The sequence below is a fragment of the Paenibacillus sp. P46E genome, assembly GCF_001909095.1.
GTDB lineage: Bacteria > Bacillota > Bacilli > Paenibacillales > Paenibacillaceae > Paenibacillus_AQ > Paenibacillus_AQ helianthi.
In genome coordinates this window covers 1-15,865 of record NZ_LVYZ01000061.1, presented here as the reverse complement: position 1 = coordinate 15,865, position 15,865 = coordinate 1, and the positions used below count along the sequence as shown (strand labels likewise).

Here is a 15,865-nt window from a genome sequence, read left to right as displayed (position 1 = left end):
CTTGATACCTTGACCCCGGAGGATTATGAACAATTGGCCAAGCCTTATGTTCCCAGCCGTCCGGTGTTCAAAAACTGTGTGCGTGCGTTTCTCTCCGGAGGACTGATCTGTGTGATTGGACAAGGCATTCAGGAGGCTTTTATGGCTATCTTTGATATGACTGCACGGGAAGCCGCGAGCCCGATGGTAGCTGTCCTGATCCTGCTCTCTGTCATTCTGACCAGCTTTGGCGTCTACGACAAACTTGCGCAATGGTGCGGTGCAGGGACAGCAGTTCCTGTCACAGGCTTTGCCAACAGCATGTGCTCCGCAGCGCTTGAACACCGTGCTGAAGGCCTTGTGCTTGGTGTGGGTGCGAACATGTTCAAACTGGCCGGTTCGGTAATAGTGTTCGGGGTGGTCGCCGCATTTGTTGTGGGTGTAGTCTATGCGATCCTGGGCTTTGGAGGTGGGCACTTGTGAAGCAGCTTGGCAGCCAGACCTGGGAGTATACTACCCGACCTGTTATTCTCGGTTCCGCTGCGGTAGTGGGCCCGGAGGAAGGGGAGGGTCCGCTGACTTCCGATTTTGATTATATCTACGATTCGTTGAAGATGGACGAGAAGACGTGGGAGAAGGCAGAACGCGCCCTTTTCGAAAAAGCATCCAAGCTGGCATTAATGAATGCGGCGCTGGATCAGGATAAATTAGAGTTTTTTGTCGGCGGCGACCTGATGAACCAGATCATCAGCAGCTCCTTTGCCGCAAGAACGCTGAGTGTGCCTTATCTGGGGGTATTCGGAGCCTGCTCCACTTCTATGGAGAGCCTTGCCATTGCTTCGATGATCATAGATTCCGGCGGCGGCAAATACGCACTGGCGGGCACCTCCAGCCATAACTGTACTGTGGAGAAGCAGTTTCGTTATCCCACGGAATATGGCTCGCAAAAACCTCCAACCGCCCAGTACACCGTAACCGGCTCCGGCTGTGCAGTTATCGGGCGTAATGACGGAACCTCAGAAGGACCGCATGTAGTGATGGCAACGATGGGGCGTATTATGGACCTGGGCCTCAAGGACCCCTTCAATATGGGGGCGGCCATGGCTCCGGCTGCTGCGGATACGATAACCGCACATTTTCGCGATACAGCGCTTTCCCCCGGCCATTATGATCTGATTGTAACAGGGGACCTTGCGTCGGTCGGGCTGCCGATTGCGAAGGATCTGCTGGCCAAGGAAGGCATTCCTATGGAGCAGACGACTTTTAATGATTGTGGCCTAATGATCTACGATCTCGACAAACAGAAATATGTAATTGCCGGGGGGAGCGGCTGTGGCTGCTCTGCAACAGTAACTTATGGTCATATTCTTAACCGGATGAAAAAAGGCGAGTTAAAGCGTGTGCTGGTTGTGGCAACGGGAGCCTTGCTCTCACCGCTCTCTTACCAGCAGGGAGAAAGCATTCCTTGTGTGGCCCATGCCGTGGCTCTGGAGATGGGGGGTGATAGGGTATGATCTACTTGTGGGCCTTTCTGGTCGGAGGTGCGATCTGTGTCATCGGCCAGCTGCTGATGGATGTGCTGGCGCTGACCCCCGCTCATACCATGAGTACGCTTGTGGTGGCCGGAGCGGCTGCTGATGCCTTCGGATTATACGATCCGCTCGTGAAATTTGCCGGCGCCGGTGCTGGGGTACCGATTACCAGCTTCGGGAATTCCCTGGTGCACGGGGCGCTGACCGAACTGGAACGGGATGGCTGGATTGGAGTCGTTACAGGCATATTTGATGTAACCAGTGCAGGGATCTCTGCAGCCATAGTATTCTCGTTCCTCGCTGCACTTGTTGTGCGCCCGAAGGGCTAGTCCAGTGCATACATGAAACTTGTTTTTAGGGCCGCCATTTGGCGGCTTTTTTTTGCGTGAAGAGGAATAAAAGGGCCGAATTGATTAGATTTATAGTTAAAAAACTGTCGAACAATGACGATATAAAACGTTAGAACAGGTTCAATAAATAAAGACGGGGGAAGTGTAACTTGCAGAATCAAAGATTTACAGAAATTATTTGGATGAGAAACAAGATTATTCTCTGTGCCTTTTGCGTGGTTACGCTGATCGGCTTGATTCTGGCATTTCAGGTTCCAGACTTATGGATTACAAGCGCGGTTTCGGTTCCATTAAGTGTGGTGGCAACTGTACTTCATCTGAAGAAAAAAGGAATTCTTGTCTTACCTTGGGTGTTTACTGTTATTTTGGGAACGCTCTCTGTGTATATGAATCAGGGCACGGATGACATTGGGACACCGCTGCTGCTGTGCTCGATGTTGCTATTTTATCCAAGCTACCATTATTTTGCGATTACCGCTGGTGTGAATGCTGTGAATATTTTCATTCAGATCGCATCGGGCCACTCAGAGGCTGGTGCGAATCCGGATTTTCTGGCCTATGTAGACAGCTTTGGGCTATTTATTCTAATCTGCGGTGCCATGCTCGGTGTATCTATCGTGAACCGCAAACTGTTTATTCAAAGTGAGCAGCACCGGCAGGAGGTAGAGGCTACAGGCACCCAGGTGAAATATCTGCTGGACCGCGTCAAATCAGCTGTAGACGGTTTGTATGCTTTTACCGGGAATTTCAAAGAGGAAGTGGAGATGGTTGATGCCATCACTAATGAAGTCGTGATCGGGTTTCAAGAGGTATCCAAAGGCATAGAATATCAGGCGAGCAGTATCGCGGAAATCACGGAATCCATCTCTGTGTCAGACCAGCATATCCGCGATGTCGCCGGCTACTCCCAGGAGATGAAGCAGCTGTCTGCAGACACGGCAGAAGTGAGCGAACAAGGCAGCAGCAATATCTCCTTGCTCACGGGACAATTCACCGAGCTGCGTGAAGTGATGAACCATACTTCGGAACAGATGCAGGAATTCTCTCAGCGGAGTCTGGATATGCACTCGATGCTGGACAGTATTATGCAAATTTCACGGCAGACCAATCTGCTGGCCCTGAACGCTTCTATAGAGGCGGCACGCGCCGGGGAGCATGGCCGGGGTTTTGCTGTAGTGGCCGGAGAAGTGCGCAAGCTTGCCGAAAGCTCCGGACAGACTGCCGATTCCATCAGCGAGGTCCTCGCCAGTCTCCAGCAGCAGACCGAAGGACTGATCTCGCAGTTTGAACAGAGCCTTGAGATTCTGCACACGGGCAGTGAATCAGCACAGAATACGGAAAAAGTGTTCCAGTCCATCCAGACGAACGCCCACAAGGTGCTGACACAGGCCGGGGATGTAGAGCAAAGCTCAGCGGGCATGAAGCATTTTTCAGAAAAGGTTGTTAGCGAAATTACTGAATTCTCCAGTGTCACCGAGCAGTCCAGCGCCGCGACGGAAGAAATTCTGGCCGGTGTGGAGGAGCAGCGTAATATTACGCACCAAATGGTGGATAGCTTCAAACGTCTGGAGAGTCTGATTGTAGGATTGAACGATCTGGTCTCCGGTTCAGGCGGAGACTCCAAGCAAGAATAGAATAAGAAAATCTTAGAAGCCGGGAGGGAGAACCTTGTTCGGCTTCTTTGACGTATGTTAAAGATAGCAATCTTCAATAATGTACTTTGGGGTCCCTAATCATGTAAAATATAATTAATACTGCTTATTTTGACATAGGAGGTTTACCCTATATGCCCGTTCGTCAAGAATCCATGCAAATTATGAACGCTGTTCGCAATAATCTGGAATCCTGCATCCTTGGTAAATCATTTGAGATAGAGCTGCTGCTCACTGCTCTCCTTGCCGGCGGACATGTCCTGATTGAGGATGTGCCGGGAACGGGCAAAACCCAACTGATACGGGCCCTGTCCAGATCCATGTCCGGTGAATACCGCCGGATTCAGTGCAACCCGGATATTCTTCCAAGTGACATTACCGGTGTCTCCGTCTATCATCCGCGCGATGAAATGTTCCATTTCCGTCCGGGCCCGGTCATGACTAATATTCTGCTTGCCGATGAGATCAACCGTGCCACCACCAAAACGCAGTCCGCACTGCTTGAAGTGATGGAGGAACGGAACGTTACTGTAGATGGAGAGACGTACCCGCTTCCGCATCCTTTCATGCTATGTGCAACGCAGAACCCGATTGATTTTGAAGGAACCTATACGCTGCCGGAAGCCCAGCTGGACCGCTTCATGCTGCGGATTAGCCTCGGTTATCCGGATGCAGATACCGAGAAGAACCTGCTGCTCAGCCATCAGGAGGGCCAGCCGGTGGACAGGCTGACTCCAGTGACGGGGATGGAAGAGATTGCATCCATTCAGGAAGAGATCCGTTCTGTCTATATCAGTGATCCTGTGCTGAACTATCTGCTGGATGTGGTCCGGCAGACCCGGGAGCATCCCCTGGTGCTGCTTGGGGCCAGCCCCCGGGCGTCCCTGTCGTTCATGATGGCCTGCAAGGCCTATGCCTTCCTGCAGGAGCGCGATTATGTGCTGCCCGATGATGTGAAGATTCTGACGCCTTATGCCTTGGGACACCGTATCCTGCTGCGGCCGGAGTCGCGTATGGATAACGTGAATGTGGATTCGCTGCTCCAGAAGCTGCTGCAGAGCATTCACGTGCCCGTCACGATGAGGCAGTGATATGAAAAGCTATCTGTCTGGGGCGGCCGCGCTTCTTCAGCCCCGTAAAATGGCTGGCGTTCTCGCCATTTGGGGCATCACGCTGCTTTATGTACTTTTTCAGGGCGGCAAAACTTCCTTTATGCTCTTTATTATGGTCACCGTGCTGCTTCTTTATTTAATTATCGGAGGCCTGGGCGGTGTCCGCCGCGCCAAAGGCACCCGCAGCCTGTATTCGGAGCAGGACAAGCCTGACTTATTATATGCGGGCGGGTTCCTGCGGGTGAAGCTGAGCATCACGATTCCGGGCTTTTTGCCCTTGCCTTATGTAGTGGTGAGAGAAATATTGAAGCGCCACAACGGCGAATCATGGGTGTTTGAGGAGAGTCTCATCCCGAGCCTGAAGGGCCGGGGAGAACTGCACTTCCAGACACCGGCGCTTGAGCGGGGCCATTATTCCTTTGAAGGTACGGATATTCTCGCCGAAGACATCTTCGGGCTTGTAGAACACAAAGGGACCTTTCAGGCGGAGGGCCAGTTCCGTGTATTGCCGCGCTCAGTATTTGTGCCGCGCTGGCAGCTGTATGAGCGGAGAGCCCGGCTGGCCGGACCTCAGGCATCCCTGGTCCCTTCTCGCCGCGAGACTACACAGATCAATGGTGTCCGCGATTATGTCTACGGTGACCGGCTGACCCGTATTCACTGGAACGCAACGGCGAAGACCGGCGACTGGAAATCGAAAGAATTCGAGCATGAATCTATTCCCAAAACTGTGCTGGTGCTGGACGGAAGTGCGGCATCCTATGGCAGCTCGAATCATTTCGAGCTTGCTGTTTCGATTACAGCCTCGCTGCTGGGGTATGGAATACGTGAACGGATCGGTATCGGTCTGTGCTGTCTGGACAAGCATACCAAGATGTTCACACCTGCTGAAGGCAGTGCAGAACGGCAGAAAATGATTCAATATTTGATCGATATCAATGCTGAGGGCCGCGGACCGCTGATTACCCGACTGGAAAAGGCGTCCCGCATGTTCCCCAAGGGCTCATATTTTGTACTGATCAGTCCCCAGTCAGGCCAGCCTGTTCTGGATGTGCTGCGCTGGGCGGAGAGCCGGGGGATGACGCCCTCGCAAATTCATGTACGTAATCCGGCGGCTATGAGGCGTACTCAGGAGTGGATAGATGTACTGGGATCACGCGGCATTACTGGCTACTCCGTCAGTGCGCTGCAGGAGCTTCCCGCTGTGCTCGGAGGTGATAAAGTCATATGATACGCTGGTGGAATGGAATTAAATCCTCCTGGCATCACTCCTTCAGCCTGCTGTGGCTGATGGTGATTGCACTGCAATGGGTTTCTTACACAGAAACCTTCTGGCTTGAAGTGACCACCGCATCGGTGCTTATGGCACTGGCTGCCGCGGTTGTTATTGAAATACTTGTACCCGTCAAAGTGGTCTACCGGCTGCTGCTTGAAGCTGCGGCTGCGGTATACCTTACCTACCGGATGATACTTCATTACGGGACCTATGTTCCTGATCCCTGGATGCCTGGGCTCCGTGACCGGCTGCCGGATATCCTCTCGCATATGGCACCCTATATCTGGTTTGCTTTTGGGGCGCTGGCCTTGCTGCTAATATCCTCTTGGTGGGTATCCTCGAAAGCCCGGATTCTGATGTTTACCGGAATGAATATTGCGGCATTTGCTGCGCTGGACTCTTTTACTTCTTCTATATTATGGCAGGAGGTGGCCTGGACCGTTTCTGCCGGGATGGGCTGGCTGGTAACACAGCATTTAAGAAGCTTTCAGCTGCATTACCCGCGCGGTTGGACTCACTTGCTGAAATATCCTTTTAAAATCGCCATCAATGTAGCCATTATCTTTTCTCTTGTGATTATTACCGGTGTGAATATGCCCGATGTGCGCCCAACGCTGACTGATCCGTATACGGCTTGGCAGGAATGGAGCGGCAATGGCGGCACTTCAGGCTCCGGCAGCTCCGGCTCGTCCGGGAACGGAACGGGTACAGCCTCCACTGGGAGCACAACCTCTGGTTATAGTACAGATGACAACAATCTTGGCGGAGGCTTCAATTTCGATTATTCACCGGTGATGACGGTGGCTTCGGATCTGCGCACGTATATGCGGGGAGAGACACGCAGCGTGTATTCCGGCAAAGGCTGGAGTGATGACGATCCTGTAGACAGAGGAGGGGTCGCAGAGGCCGAAGTTGGACAGAAGCTGGACCGCAATACAGCTTCCAAGGTGCAGACCAAAGAGCTGAAGCAGACTGTAAAAGTGCTGGGAGGCAAGTCTTACCCTGTACTCTTCGGAGGCTACTCCATCTCCAAAGTGAATTCTGTGAATGGACAGAATACAAGCAGCGGCCTGTCCTGGAGAAAAGAAGGCAGTGAACTGCTATGGGAATCTGAGGAGAACAGCAAGGCCTTCCCCCGCGAATATGTGTTGACCTCACAGGTACCGGTTGTTCCGGTACAGGAGTTGAACAGACAGACATACGAACAGCTGTATGGCGGGGCTAAGATCGATCAACAGTACCTGCAGCTGCCGGACAACTTCCCGGAACGGGTTAAAGAGCTGGCGGCGAAGGTCACAGCCCAGGGGAAGACCCCTTATGAGAAAACGGCCCTTCTGCAGCAGTACCTGCAGCAGAGTTTTCCGTATACGAACCAGCCAGATCTCTCACGCCGCAAAAGCAAGGATCTGGTGGACAGCTTCCTGTTCGAAATTATGGAAGGGTATTGCGACTACTATTCTACTGCGCTGGTCACCATGGCCCGTTCACTGGAGATTCCGGCCCGCTGGGTCAAGGGCTATGCGCCGGGTGAACAGGCGCAACTGCCGGATAACCTTGCGATTCAGCAAGGGAGTGATCTCATCAATAACAACTACACGATAACGAATGCAGATGCCCATTCCTGGGCTGAGGTCTATTTTGGGGATTATGGATGGGTTCCTGTCGAGGCGACTCCAGGCTTCACGGCACCACTACTGACACAAAGTCAGGAAGCAGTGCCTGAAGAAACCGCGGCACCCGAAGAAAAAGACACCCAGCCTAAGCCGGCGAAGGTGAACAACGCTGCTCAGGAGCAGGGTTTTCATATGGGGACATGGATGGTAGCAGCGGCAGCCGTTGTGCTTTTGTCCTGGGCAGGCTTCCTGCTCTGGCACCGCCGCTTCAGCCTGCGCTTCTTCATCCAGCGGCTGCGCAACGGCCAGCCGTTGTCTCCCGTTCAGAAAGTTGAGGCGGAAACAGCGCGCTGGGTAAAGTATGCGCGCAGAAAGGGCATGCTTAAGGAAGAACACGAAACGCTTCGGGAATCCGTCGATCGCTGGAGACACGAACGCCCTGCGGCTTCTGGTTCTCTCACAGCTCTGCTGGGAATGTTCGAACGTGCGAAGTACAGCCCAGAGGTTATTGAAGACAAAGACTGGCGCAGCGTGTATACTGAAGCTTTGCGGCTGCGCAAAAGCATAAAGTCCGGCAAGTAGCGGCAGAGGTGAAGAATGGCCGTTCCGGATTCATTTGCGAAGCGTAAAGAGTATGATATAGTTTTTCGTATGAAATCGAGGTGAACGTATTGTTTGAAAGGTTAATCCCCAAACTCCGGGTGAATACGGTATTCGACATTGCTCTTGAAGAGCTGTACGCTCTTGGATACCGGGGTATCATCACGGATCTGGATAATACGCTGGTCGGCGCCAAAGCGCCTCTGGCCACTCCGGAGCTATTGCTATGGTTCACGAAGGTGAAGGAGCTGGGTTTCAAGCTCATCATTGTGTCGAACAATAACATGGACCGGGTGTCACGCTTTGCAACGCCGCTTAATATTGAGTTTGTGCACCAGGCACGCAAGCCCAGCAATACTCCATTTCTAAAAGCTATGAAACAGATGGAACTGAAGCCGGAACAGACGATTGTTGTCGGCGATCAGCTGCTCACCGATGTATACGGCGGCAACCGCCTGGGGCTGTATACGGTGCTCGTGCTCCCTATCTCTGTGAAGGATGAAGGGATCGGCACCAGATTCAACCGCCGGGTTGAGCGTATAGCGACTACACGGCTTCGCAAGCAAGGATTGTGGCACGAGGAGGATAAACCTTAATGAATTCAACAAATGAAACCAAGCGCCCTGAGAAATGCAGCGGCTGCGGTATCAAGCTGCAGACCGCGGACAAGGACATCCCGGGTTATATTCCGGAGGTGGCATTTGAACGGGAACCCGTGATATGCCAGCGCTGTTTCCGTATTAAGAACTACAATGAAGCATCTTCCGTATCGGTGGATCAGGATGAGTTTTTGCATCTGCTGAGCGGTGTTGGTGAGAAGAATGCGCTTGTCATTCATATTGTCGATCTTTTCGACTTTGAAGGCAGCTTGATCTCCGGCCTGCAGCGTTTCGTAGGCAACAACCCTGTCATTCTGGCAGTCAACAAAAGTGATTTGCTCCCCAAGGTAACCAACTGGAACAAGCTTCGCAATTGGATGCAGCAGCGCTGCAAGGAGCATGGCCTGCGGACTGCGGAGATTGTTCTCTGCAGCGCTAAGCGCAATCAGGGTTTCGACCGTCTGCTTGAAGCCGTCACCGAGCTGCGGGGCCAGCGGGACGTGTATGTTGTCGGTGCTACTAATGTAGGTAAGTCTACGCTCATTAACCGGCTGATCTCTGATTACAGCGATCTGGAGCAGGAGCTGACTACTTCCCGTTACCCGGGAACAACACTCGATACGGTGAAGATCCCACTGGATGACGGACACTACATCATTGATACCCCGGGGATTGTATACCCTTGGCGGTATAGTGAGCTGGTGGAACGCAAAGATCTGGGAGCCGTAATGCCCGAAAATCCGCTGAAACCGGCGGCATATCAGCTGAACGAGGGACAATCGCTGTTCTTCGGAGGTCTGGGCCGCTTTGACTTCGTGAAAGGTGAACGGCAATCCTTCACCTGCTATATCAGCGGAACGCTGAAGATTCACCGTACGAAGCTGGAACGTGCGGATTCCCTCTATCAGGAGCACCGTGGCGAGCTGCTGTCTCCGCCGGGAACCGCTGACATGGATAAGCTGCCGCAATGGCAGCGCCACGAGTTCCGCATCGGCCGGAACAGCCAGACGGATCTCTTCATTTCCGGCTTGGGCTGGATCAAGGTGAACGGTACAGGCGGGGCAGTTGTAGCCATCCATGTTCCGCGGGGAATTAAGGTTCTGACCCGTCCATCGCTGATCTGACCTATAGGAGGGCGAATAGGCTGTGACAAGCACAAACAGTGATTACAGGAATAAGGATATATTGCTGGGGGTCATGGGTGATCCTATCGTCCAGTCCAAATCCCCGGTTATGCATGGAGCAGCGCTGAAGGCGCTCGGCATTTCCGGGGCCTACGTGCCGCTGCATATTGCACCCGGACAGCTGGGTGAAGCCATTCAGGCTATCCGTACCCTAGGTTTCCGCGGGGTGAACGTGACCATTCCGCATAAGGTTGCGGTAATGGAGTATATGGACAGGCTGGATGCCAGCGCACTGGCTGTAGGCGCGGTCAATACGGTGGTTAACGACGATGGGGTACTTACCGGATATAATACGGACGGCATCGGATATGTCCGCTCACTGAAGGCGGAGGCGGCACCGGAATTGTCGGGCACCCGCATTCTGGTCATTGGTGCCGGAGGGGCGGCAAGAGGGATTATTGCCGCGCTGCTGGAGGAGCGTCCGTTCGAAGTGATTATTGCCAACCGGACTGAGGATACGGCGAAGCAGCTTGCTGCAGCCTTTCAGTTGAAGGGTACAGTCTCTGGTATTGGAATGCATGAAATCCCGGCCCATATTCCCGGAATGGATATTGTGATCAATACCACCTCTGTCGGTATGTATCCCCACATGGATGCCACGCCGATTGACCCTGCCTTGCTTCGCGAAGGAACGATCGTCAGTGATCTGATCTATAATCCGCTGCATACCAGGCTCCTTACGGAGGGACAGAAGCGGGGCTGCATAATTCATGGCGGGCTTGGCATGTTCGTCTATCAGGGAGCCTATGCGCTTGAGTACTGGACTGGACGGAATGCACCGGTAGATATCATGCGTCAGACGATTATGGATTGTCTCAGGCTCTCCTGATATACAACTTACATCTCTTCGCCTGCGGGTACACTCTTTTCTCCCATTTTGGTTTATTAGTTCGGTATAGTTAGGGTAATAATATTTGTTAATTAAGGAGCTTGTTCATTTATGTTAACTGGAAAACAAAAACGCTATCTCCGTTCGCTGGCCCATCATCTGGATGCAGTATTTCAAGTCGGCAAAGGCGGTGTCAACGATCATCTGATCCGCCATATCGAAGAGGCTATTGAGAAGCGCGAACTGATGAAGATCAGTGTGCTGAACAACAATGCGGATGATCCGAAGGAAATTGGCGCTGCACTTGCAGAACAGTCGGGTTCCGAGCTGGTGCAGGTTATTGGCAAGACCATCATTTTGTACAAGGAATCACGCGATAACAAAACCATCGAGCTGCCCCGTTAATACGGCCTCCGCAGCTTGCGGGGGAGTGCAGTTTACCCTGATAATAAGAGGAGGTAGACCTCTTGAAAGTTGGAATTATGGGAGGGACCTTTGATCCTCTTCATATCGGCCATATGATGGCAGCGGAGACGGCGAGAGAGTCCTATTCGCTGGAAGAGGTATGGTTCATGCCCTCGCACATCCCGCCGCATAAGCATGAGGCGGGAGCATCCGGCGAGGAGCGGCTGGCCATGGTTGAGGATGCAGTGAGGGATCACGGCGCGTTTGGCATTCTGGATCTGGAAATCGCCAGAGGGGGCGTCTCTTACACCTTCGAAACCATCACGATTCTGCAGGAAAAATATCCGCAGCATGAATTTTTTTTCATTGTCGGAGCTGATATGGTCCAGTATTTGCCAAAATGGCACGGGATTGAAGAGCTGGTCCGGCGTCTGACCTTTATCGGAGTCGGCCGGCCGGGTACTCCACTGGATCTTGAAGCGCTACCCGGATTCATTGCCGAGAAGGTACTGCTGGCGGATATGCCGCTTGTGGATATCTCCTCCACGATGCTGAGAGCCAGAGCTGCTGAAGGCAAGTCTATTCGTTATATGGTGCCTGATGCTGTATACGATTATGTTCAAAGGAGTGGGTTGTATGGCATTCAGCCGCGAAGCACTGATTGAAGCGGTCTCCGCCCAGATGCCCGACAAACGCTGGAAGCACACCCTGGGCGTGATGGAGACGTCGGTGAAGCTGGCAGAGCGCTATGGCGGGGATCCGGCCCGGGCGGAAACAGCAGCGATCCTGCATGATGTGGCCAAATACTGGCCGGTGGAACGAATGAAGGAGATCATTGAGCAGAACGGGCTGTCCGCTGAGCTGCTGAGCTATGACAAGCAGTTGTGGCATGCAGAAGTTGGCGCTTTTGTTGCCGAGCATGAGTATGGAATCACCGATCCTGAGGTGCTGGATGCGATCCGTTTTCACACCTCCGGACGTGAGAACATGGGCCTGCTGGAAAAAATCGTCTGTCTGGCAGATTACATCGAGCCGGGAAGGGATTTTCCGGGAGTGGAAGACATCCGTAAGCAGTCCAAGGTAAGCCTGGAGGACGGCCTGATCGCAGGGTTCGACTCTACAATCAGTCTGCTGCTTCAGAAACGCCGCATTGTGTTCCCGCTGACCATGCTGGCCCGCAATGACTTAGTTAGAATAATGGAGGATAAAATATGAGTGTAGAATCAAGCAAGCTTTTGCAATTGGCCCTAAAGGCCGCCGATGATAAAAAAGCAATGAACGTGGTGGCGCTTGACTTGCGCAGTGTGTCACCTATCAGTGACTATTTCGTCATCTGCCACGGGAATTCGGATACACAGGTTCAGGCCATTGCCACCGAGGTGCGCAAGGTTGTACATGAAGCCGGCGGAGTCATCCGCGGCATTGAAGGTATGGATGCAGCCCGCTGGGTGCTGATGGATCTGGGAGATGTGATCGTGCACGTATTCCACCGCGACGAGCGGGAATATTACAACATCGAGCGTCTGTGGTCTGACGCCAAGGTTGTGGAGACGGTATGAGTCTGATTGCCGGAACTACGGTTACCCTGGAAGTCTTGCGTGAGGTATCCCCTTACGGCTATTTTCTGGGCGCTGGTGACCAGGATGTGATGCTGCATTATACGGAGCTTGTTGGCAGTAAGCCCAAGAATGGCGACAAGGTGGAAGTGTTCATCTTCTTCGATACAGAGGACCGTCTGGCAGCCACAATGAAGAAGCCGTTCCTGACCTTGGGTGACATGGCTCTGCTGGAAGTGGCGGATATTCACCCCCGTCTGGGCTGCTTCCTGGAGATGGGACTCGGACGGCAGCTGCTGCTGCCGATCCGTGAGCTGCCGGAGCTGATTGAGCTGCGCCCGCAGGTGGGAGACAAGGTTTTTGTGCTTATGGAGCATGATAAGCAGGGACGTCTGCGCGCCAAGCTCGCAGGAGAACTGGAGCTTGCGCCGCTGTCGCTGCCTGCACCAGAGTCCTGGATGGGACAGACCGTTAAGGCAAGAGTGTACAAGCCGCTCCAGATGGGTACTTTTGTACTTGTTGACGGCGGGGTGCTGGGCTTCGGGATCATCGGTATGGTGCATACCTCTGAACGTAGCCGCTTGCTGCGGCTTGGCGAGGAATTCGAGGCTCGGGTCTCGCATATCCGTGAAGACGGCCGTGTCAACCTGTCTATGAGCCAGCGTAAGGAAGTAGGCCGGGATGTCGATTCCGCAGCGCTGCTGGATTTCCTGAACGAACGGCCTGGCGGAGCGATGCCTTATTCAGATGCCACACCTCCCGACATCATCAAGCAGCGGTTTGGCATCAGCAAATCGGCATTCAAGCGTGCGCTTGGCAAGCTGATGAAGGAAGGGCTCGTGACCCAGAAGGAGAACTGGACCTATCTAGCCCGGAGCGAAGAGGCCGGTGACCAGAGCCAAGCCAAGGATAACCAAGAGCCTGAACAATAATAATCCGGAAACGGAAGAACAGTTATACAGTTTCATTCACAGAAAGTCGGTGTAAGCCAGTGTCTTCCTATGGGAAATTTGCTTATGTATACGATGAGCTGATGGCGGATATGCCCTATCCGGATTGGCTGGCCTTTGCGGAGACGGCATGGAGTAAATACGGCAAGCCGTTGACGGTGGCGGAGCTGGGATGCGGAACCGGAAGCATTACGATCCCGCTTGCCGCTGCAGGCTACCACATGACAGGAATTGATCTGTCTTCGGATATGCTGTCTGTAGCCCAGATGAAGATGGAGCGGCATCCTCAGGGACGCCGCTTCCTGCGTGAGGGCAGTGTCCGCTGGGTACGGCAGAATATGAAGGAGTGGGAGCTGCCGGAGCTTGTCGATTCGGTCATTTCCTTTTGCGATTGTCTGAACTATGTGCTGGAGGAGCAGGATATCCGGTCCGTATTTGAACAGACCTATGCCGGCCTTAAGCCGGGAGGAAGCTTCCTGTTTGATGTGCATCACCCCAATACACTTATCCGCTACGAAGAGGAGCAGCCGTTTGTGCTGGATGAGCCTGCGGTATCTTATATTTGGACTTGTGAAATGGATGTGCCGCGCCGGGAAATTGAGCATCATCTGTCCATCTTCGCCCGGGAAGAGGGAGGAAGCGGCCTATACCGCCGTTTTGAAGAGACTCACATCCAGCGGGCGTATGATCCCGAATGGATGACAGAGGAGCTGCGGAAGGCAGGCTTCAGTGAAGTCAAGGTCTATGCCGATTTTGAATGGGTGGAGGCCGACGACAGTGCCGGACGGCTATTTTATGTAGCTGTAAAATAAACACTAAGTAGTATGAGGTCCTTACCTGTATCAGGGAAGGGCCTTTTTGAAGTCCCTGCAGCAGAGGGAGTAGCGGCGGATTGGATATTTATTAAAAAAAACCGGCTCTGTATACCTACAGGGCCGGCATCTTTCAATCTTGTTAGCGGTGCTCGAACAGATCAATGGCTCCCAGCACGATGTGGGCTAGGCCAAAGCCAAGAATACCTGTAGCGGCCATCTTATACCTGCTGCCAAGAAAAGCTGCGCTTGAAGCGGTGACTACAGTTCCGAGAACGGTGGGAATCATACCTTCACGCATTCGAAACACTCCCTCTTTAGCTGGATTGAAAGACCTAGTTAGTGTGGGTTAACGGGAGGACATTTATACGGTGAGAAGGTTTCCATCTCGTTCTCCAATTCCAATTCTTCCTGGCGGCTTGGGCCGGGAAAGTTCACCAGCTAGTCTGCGTGGGTTGGTGTAAGCCGGGAAGCGGCATCTTCAACCTCATGTACATTGTAGAGCACACGGGCCATCAGATCCTGGCTATAGTTGCCGAAATGCTTGCCGTAAATCGTTAATCCGCGTTTGTTGACCGGTTTGTCGGTGACGGCAATACGGAAGGTCAGCTCGCTTTTGTAATCCAGTTTGATATCATCCAGGGTAATATCTGAGATACGGCAACCGTCGATAAAGCTTCCTTCATTGTTAATGCGGATAAGCTTCAGCATTCCGTACTGGTTAAGATGAGGAGGCCACCAGTCTGGATTGAAGGTGCCGCGGGCATCGCCGAAGTCGCCGGGACTCGTCCAATAACCGATTTCGATACCATTTACATAAAAGTATAAATCCGAGGGATAATTGTCATTGAACCCAGGTGCCTCTGAACCAATCTCCATGGAGAACTGAATTTCGCGGAAGGTCTGGTTTGCCTTCAGATAATTCGGAATCCGGTATTCAAGAAATCCTTCTGCCATCCAGATAATCTCGGATTCAATCCGCTGGGGATCGGCGAAATAGCGCGGTTCGTCAAAGTCCCCAATGATGCTGTCTTTCGTGGCAAGTCCGCAGGTAGGGACTGCCTGGTAATTGCTGTAATGCCCAACCTGGATTTCAACCTCGTACAAATTGTCGGTCTCCTTGCTTCGCAAATCCACCATCAGTTTGTCTTTATTCAAATAGCATACCTTCTGAATGCCATGCTTGCCGACCGAAGTATTAATCTCAATCAGCCCACTATCCTCAAGCTTCTTGATATGCATCGTGATGGCACCATTGCTGAGATTCAGCTTCTTGGCGATTTCATTGAGGTTTAGGGCTTGATTCGTTGCAAGCAGCTCCAGAATCTGAATCCGGATCTCGGAGCTGAGAGCCTTGAAGATATCAATCCCGCTCATTAGATCTTTAATATAAATCATAATTACTGTACCTTCTTC

Annotated in this window: 18 protein-coding genes; 16 read left to right on the top strand and 2 right to left on the bottom strand. The window is 52.7% G+C overall.

The features are described 5' to 3' along the window. The first annotated feature begins 9 nt into the window (after positions 1-9). From spoVAC to A3849_RS23205, 16 genes are all read left to right on the top strand, one after another. A complete protein-coding gene (gene spoVAC / locus A3849_RS23280; RefSeq protein WP_372237793.1) occupies positions 10-462 on the top strand; it encodes a stage V sporulation protein AC in 453 nt (150 codons plus the stop codon). Next, positions 459-1,493, top strand: coding sequence for a stage V sporulation protein AD (spoVAD, locus tag A3849_RS23275; RefSeq protein ID WP_074113529.1), 1,035 nt, complete (start codon positions 459-461; stop codon positions 1,491-1,493). The genes spoVAC and spoVAD overlap by 4 nt, the downstream gene beginning before the upstream one ends. Continuing rightward, positions 1,490-1,840: a stage V sporulation protein AE gene (spoVAE, locus tag A3849_RS23270; protein WP_074113528.1), complete on the top strand. Its 351-nt coding sequence runs from the start codon at positions 1,490-1,492 to the stop codon at positions 1,838-1,840. Before spoVAD ends, spoVAE begins: the two co-directional genes overlap by 4 nt. 170 nt (positions 1,841-2,010) lie before the next feature. Further along, positions 2,011-3,495 (top strand): methyl-accepting chemotaxis protein, encoded by a 1,485-nt coding sequence (locus A3849_RS23265; RefSeq protein ID WP_083613637.1) that lies wholly within the window; start codon positions 2,011-2,013, stop codon positions 3,493-3,495. 152 nt (positions 3,496-3,647) lie between these two features. Then, positions 3,648-4,604, top strand: a complete 957-nt coding sequence (locus A3849_RS23260) for an AAA family ATPase (RefSeq protein ID WP_074113527.1) — start codon at positions 3,648-3,650, stop codon at positions 4,602-4,604. Between the two features lies 1 nt (position 4,605). Next, positions 4,606-5,856, top strand: coding sequence for a DUF58 domain-containing protein (locus tag A3849_RS23255; protein WP_074113526.1), 1,251 nt, complete (start codon positions 4,606-4,608; stop codon positions 5,854-5,856). After that, on the top strand, positions 5,853-8,096 hold the full coding sequence (locus A3849_RS23250) for a DUF4129 domain-containing transglutaminase family protein (RefSeq protein WP_074113525.1): 2,244 nt from the start codon (positions 5,853-5,855) through the stop codon (positions 8,094-8,096). Before A3849_RS23255 ends, A3849_RS23250 begins: the two co-directional genes overlap by 4 nt. An 89-nt stretch (positions 8,097-8,185) precedes the next feature. Further along, positions 8,186-8,710: a YqeG family HAD IIIA-type phosphatase gene (locus A3849_RS23245; protein WP_074113524.1), complete on the top strand. Its 525-nt coding sequence runs from the start codon at positions 8,186-8,188 to the stop codon at positions 8,708-8,710. Beyond that, the gene (gene yqeH, locus A3849_RS23240) at positions 8,710-9,837 is read left to right on the top strand and encodes a ribosome biogenesis GTPase YqeH (protein WP_074113523.1); all 1,128 of its coding nucleotides are present in this window, start codon (positions 8,710-8,712) and stop codon (positions 9,835-9,837) included. Before A3849_RS23245 ends, yqeH begins: the two co-directional genes overlap by 1 nt. Positions 9,838-9,859: 22 nt before the next feature. Continuing rightward, positions 9,860-10,726, top strand: a complete 867-nt coding sequence (aroE, locus tag A3849_RS23235) for a shikimate dehydrogenase (RefSeq protein WP_074113522.1) — start codon at positions 9,860-9,862, stop codon at positions 10,724-10,726. 111 nt (positions 10,727-10,837) lie between these two features. Continuing rightward, the gene (gene yhbY, locus A3849_RS23230; protein WP_019912522.1) at positions 10,838-11,131 is read left to right on the top strand and encodes a ribosome assembly RNA-binding protein YhbY; all 294 of its coding nucleotides are present in this window, start codon (positions 10,838-10,840) and stop codon (positions 11,129-11,131) included. A 62-nt stretch (positions 11,132-11,193) separates the two neighbouring features. Next, positions 11,194-11,796, top strand: coding sequence for a nicotinate-nucleotide adenylyltransferase (locus tag A3849_RS23225; protein WP_074113521.1), 603 nt, complete (start codon positions 11,194-11,196; stop codon positions 11,794-11,796). Further along, on the top strand, positions 11,768-12,346 hold the full coding sequence (gene yqeK / locus A3849_RS23220; RefSeq protein ID WP_074113520.1) for a bis(5'-nucleosyl)-tetraphosphatase (symmetrical) YqeK: 579 nt from the start codon (positions 11,768-11,770) through the stop codon (positions 12,344-12,346). Before A3849_RS23225 ends, yqeK begins: the two co-directional genes overlap by 29 nt. Then, positions 12,343-12,690, top strand: a complete 348-nt coding sequence (gene rsfS, locus A3849_RS23215) for a ribosome silencing factor (protein ID WP_025705473.1) — start codon at positions 12,343-12,345, stop codon at positions 12,688-12,690. The genes yqeK and rsfS overlap by 4 nt, the downstream gene beginning before the upstream one ends. After that, on the top strand, positions 12,687-13,619 hold the full coding sequence (locus A3849_RS23210; RefSeq protein ID WP_074113519.1) for a CvfB family protein: 933 nt from the start codon (positions 12,687-12,689) through the stop codon (positions 13,617-13,619). Before rsfS ends, A3849_RS23210 begins: the two co-directional genes overlap by 4 nt. A 59-nt stretch (positions 13,620-13,678) precedes the next feature. Further along, positions 13,679-14,449: a class I SAM-dependent DNA methyltransferase gene (locus tag A3849_RS23205; protein ID WP_074113518.1), complete on the top strand. Its 771-nt coding sequence runs from the start codon at positions 13,679-13,681 to the stop codon at positions 14,447-14,449. A gap of 142 nt (positions 14,450-14,591) precedes the next feature. Here A3849_RS23205 and A3849_RS23200 read toward each other — a convergent pair whose 3' ends face one another. Together A3849_RS23200 and A3849_RS23195 are read right to left on the bottom strand one after the other, a co-directional pair. Continuing rightward, on the bottom strand, positions 14,592-14,750 hold the full coding sequence (locus A3849_RS23200) for a hypothetical protein (RefSeq protein WP_025705470.1): 159 nt from the start codon (positions 14,748-14,750) through the stop codon (positions 14,592-14,594). 140 nt (positions 14,751-14,890) lie between these two features. Next, complete coding sequence (locus A3849_RS23195) at positions 14,891-15,847, bottom strand: ArsR/SmtB family transcription factor (RefSeq protein ID WP_074113564.1); 957 nt, start codon at positions 15,845-15,847, stop codon at positions 14,891-14,893. Positions 15,848-15,865 lie beyond the last annotated feature (18 nt).

Coding starts and splice junctions, on each gene's coding strand:
- spoVAE (WP_074113528.1), top strand. CDS start 1,490: ATGATCTACTTGTGGGCCTTTCTGGTCGGAGGTGCGATCTGTGTCATC.
- A3849_RS23260 (WP_074113527.1), top strand. CDS start 3,648: ATGCCCGTTCGTCAAGAATCCATGCAAATTATGAACGCTGTTCGCAAT.
- A3849_RS23255 (WP_074113526.1), top strand. CDS start 4,606: ATGAAAAGCTATCTGTCTGGGGCGGCCGCGCTTCTTCAGCCCCGTAAA.
- A3849_RS23250 (WP_074113525.1), top strand. CDS start 5,853: ATGATACGCTGGTGGAATGGAATTAAATCCTCCTGGCATCACTCCTTC.
- yqeH (WP_074113523.1), top strand. CDS start 8,710: ATGAATTCAACAAATGAAACCAAGCGCCCTGAGAAATGCAGCGGCTGC.
- yhbY (WP_019912522.1), top strand. CDS start 10,838: ATGTTAACTGGAAAACAAAAACGCTATCTCCGTTCGCTGGCCCATCAT.
- yqeK (WP_074113520.1), top strand. CDS start 11,768: ATGGCATTCAGCCGCGAAGCACTGATTGAAGCGGTCTCCGCCCAGATG.
- rsfS (WP_025705473.1), top strand. CDS start 12,343: ATGAGTGTAGAATCAAGCAAGCTTTTGCAATTGGCCCTAAAGGCCGCC.
- A3849_RS23210 (WP_074113519.1), top strand. CDS start 12,687: ATGAGTCTGATTGCCGGAACTACGGTTACCCTGGAAGTCTTGCGTGAG.
- A3849_RS23200 (WP_025705470.1), bottom strand. CDS start 14,750: ATGCGTGAAGGTATGATTCCCACCGTTCTCGGAACTGTAGTCACCGCT.
- A3849_RS23195 (WP_074113564.1), bottom strand. CDS start 15,847: ATGATTTATATTAAAGATCTAATGAGCGGGATTGATATCTTCAAGGCT.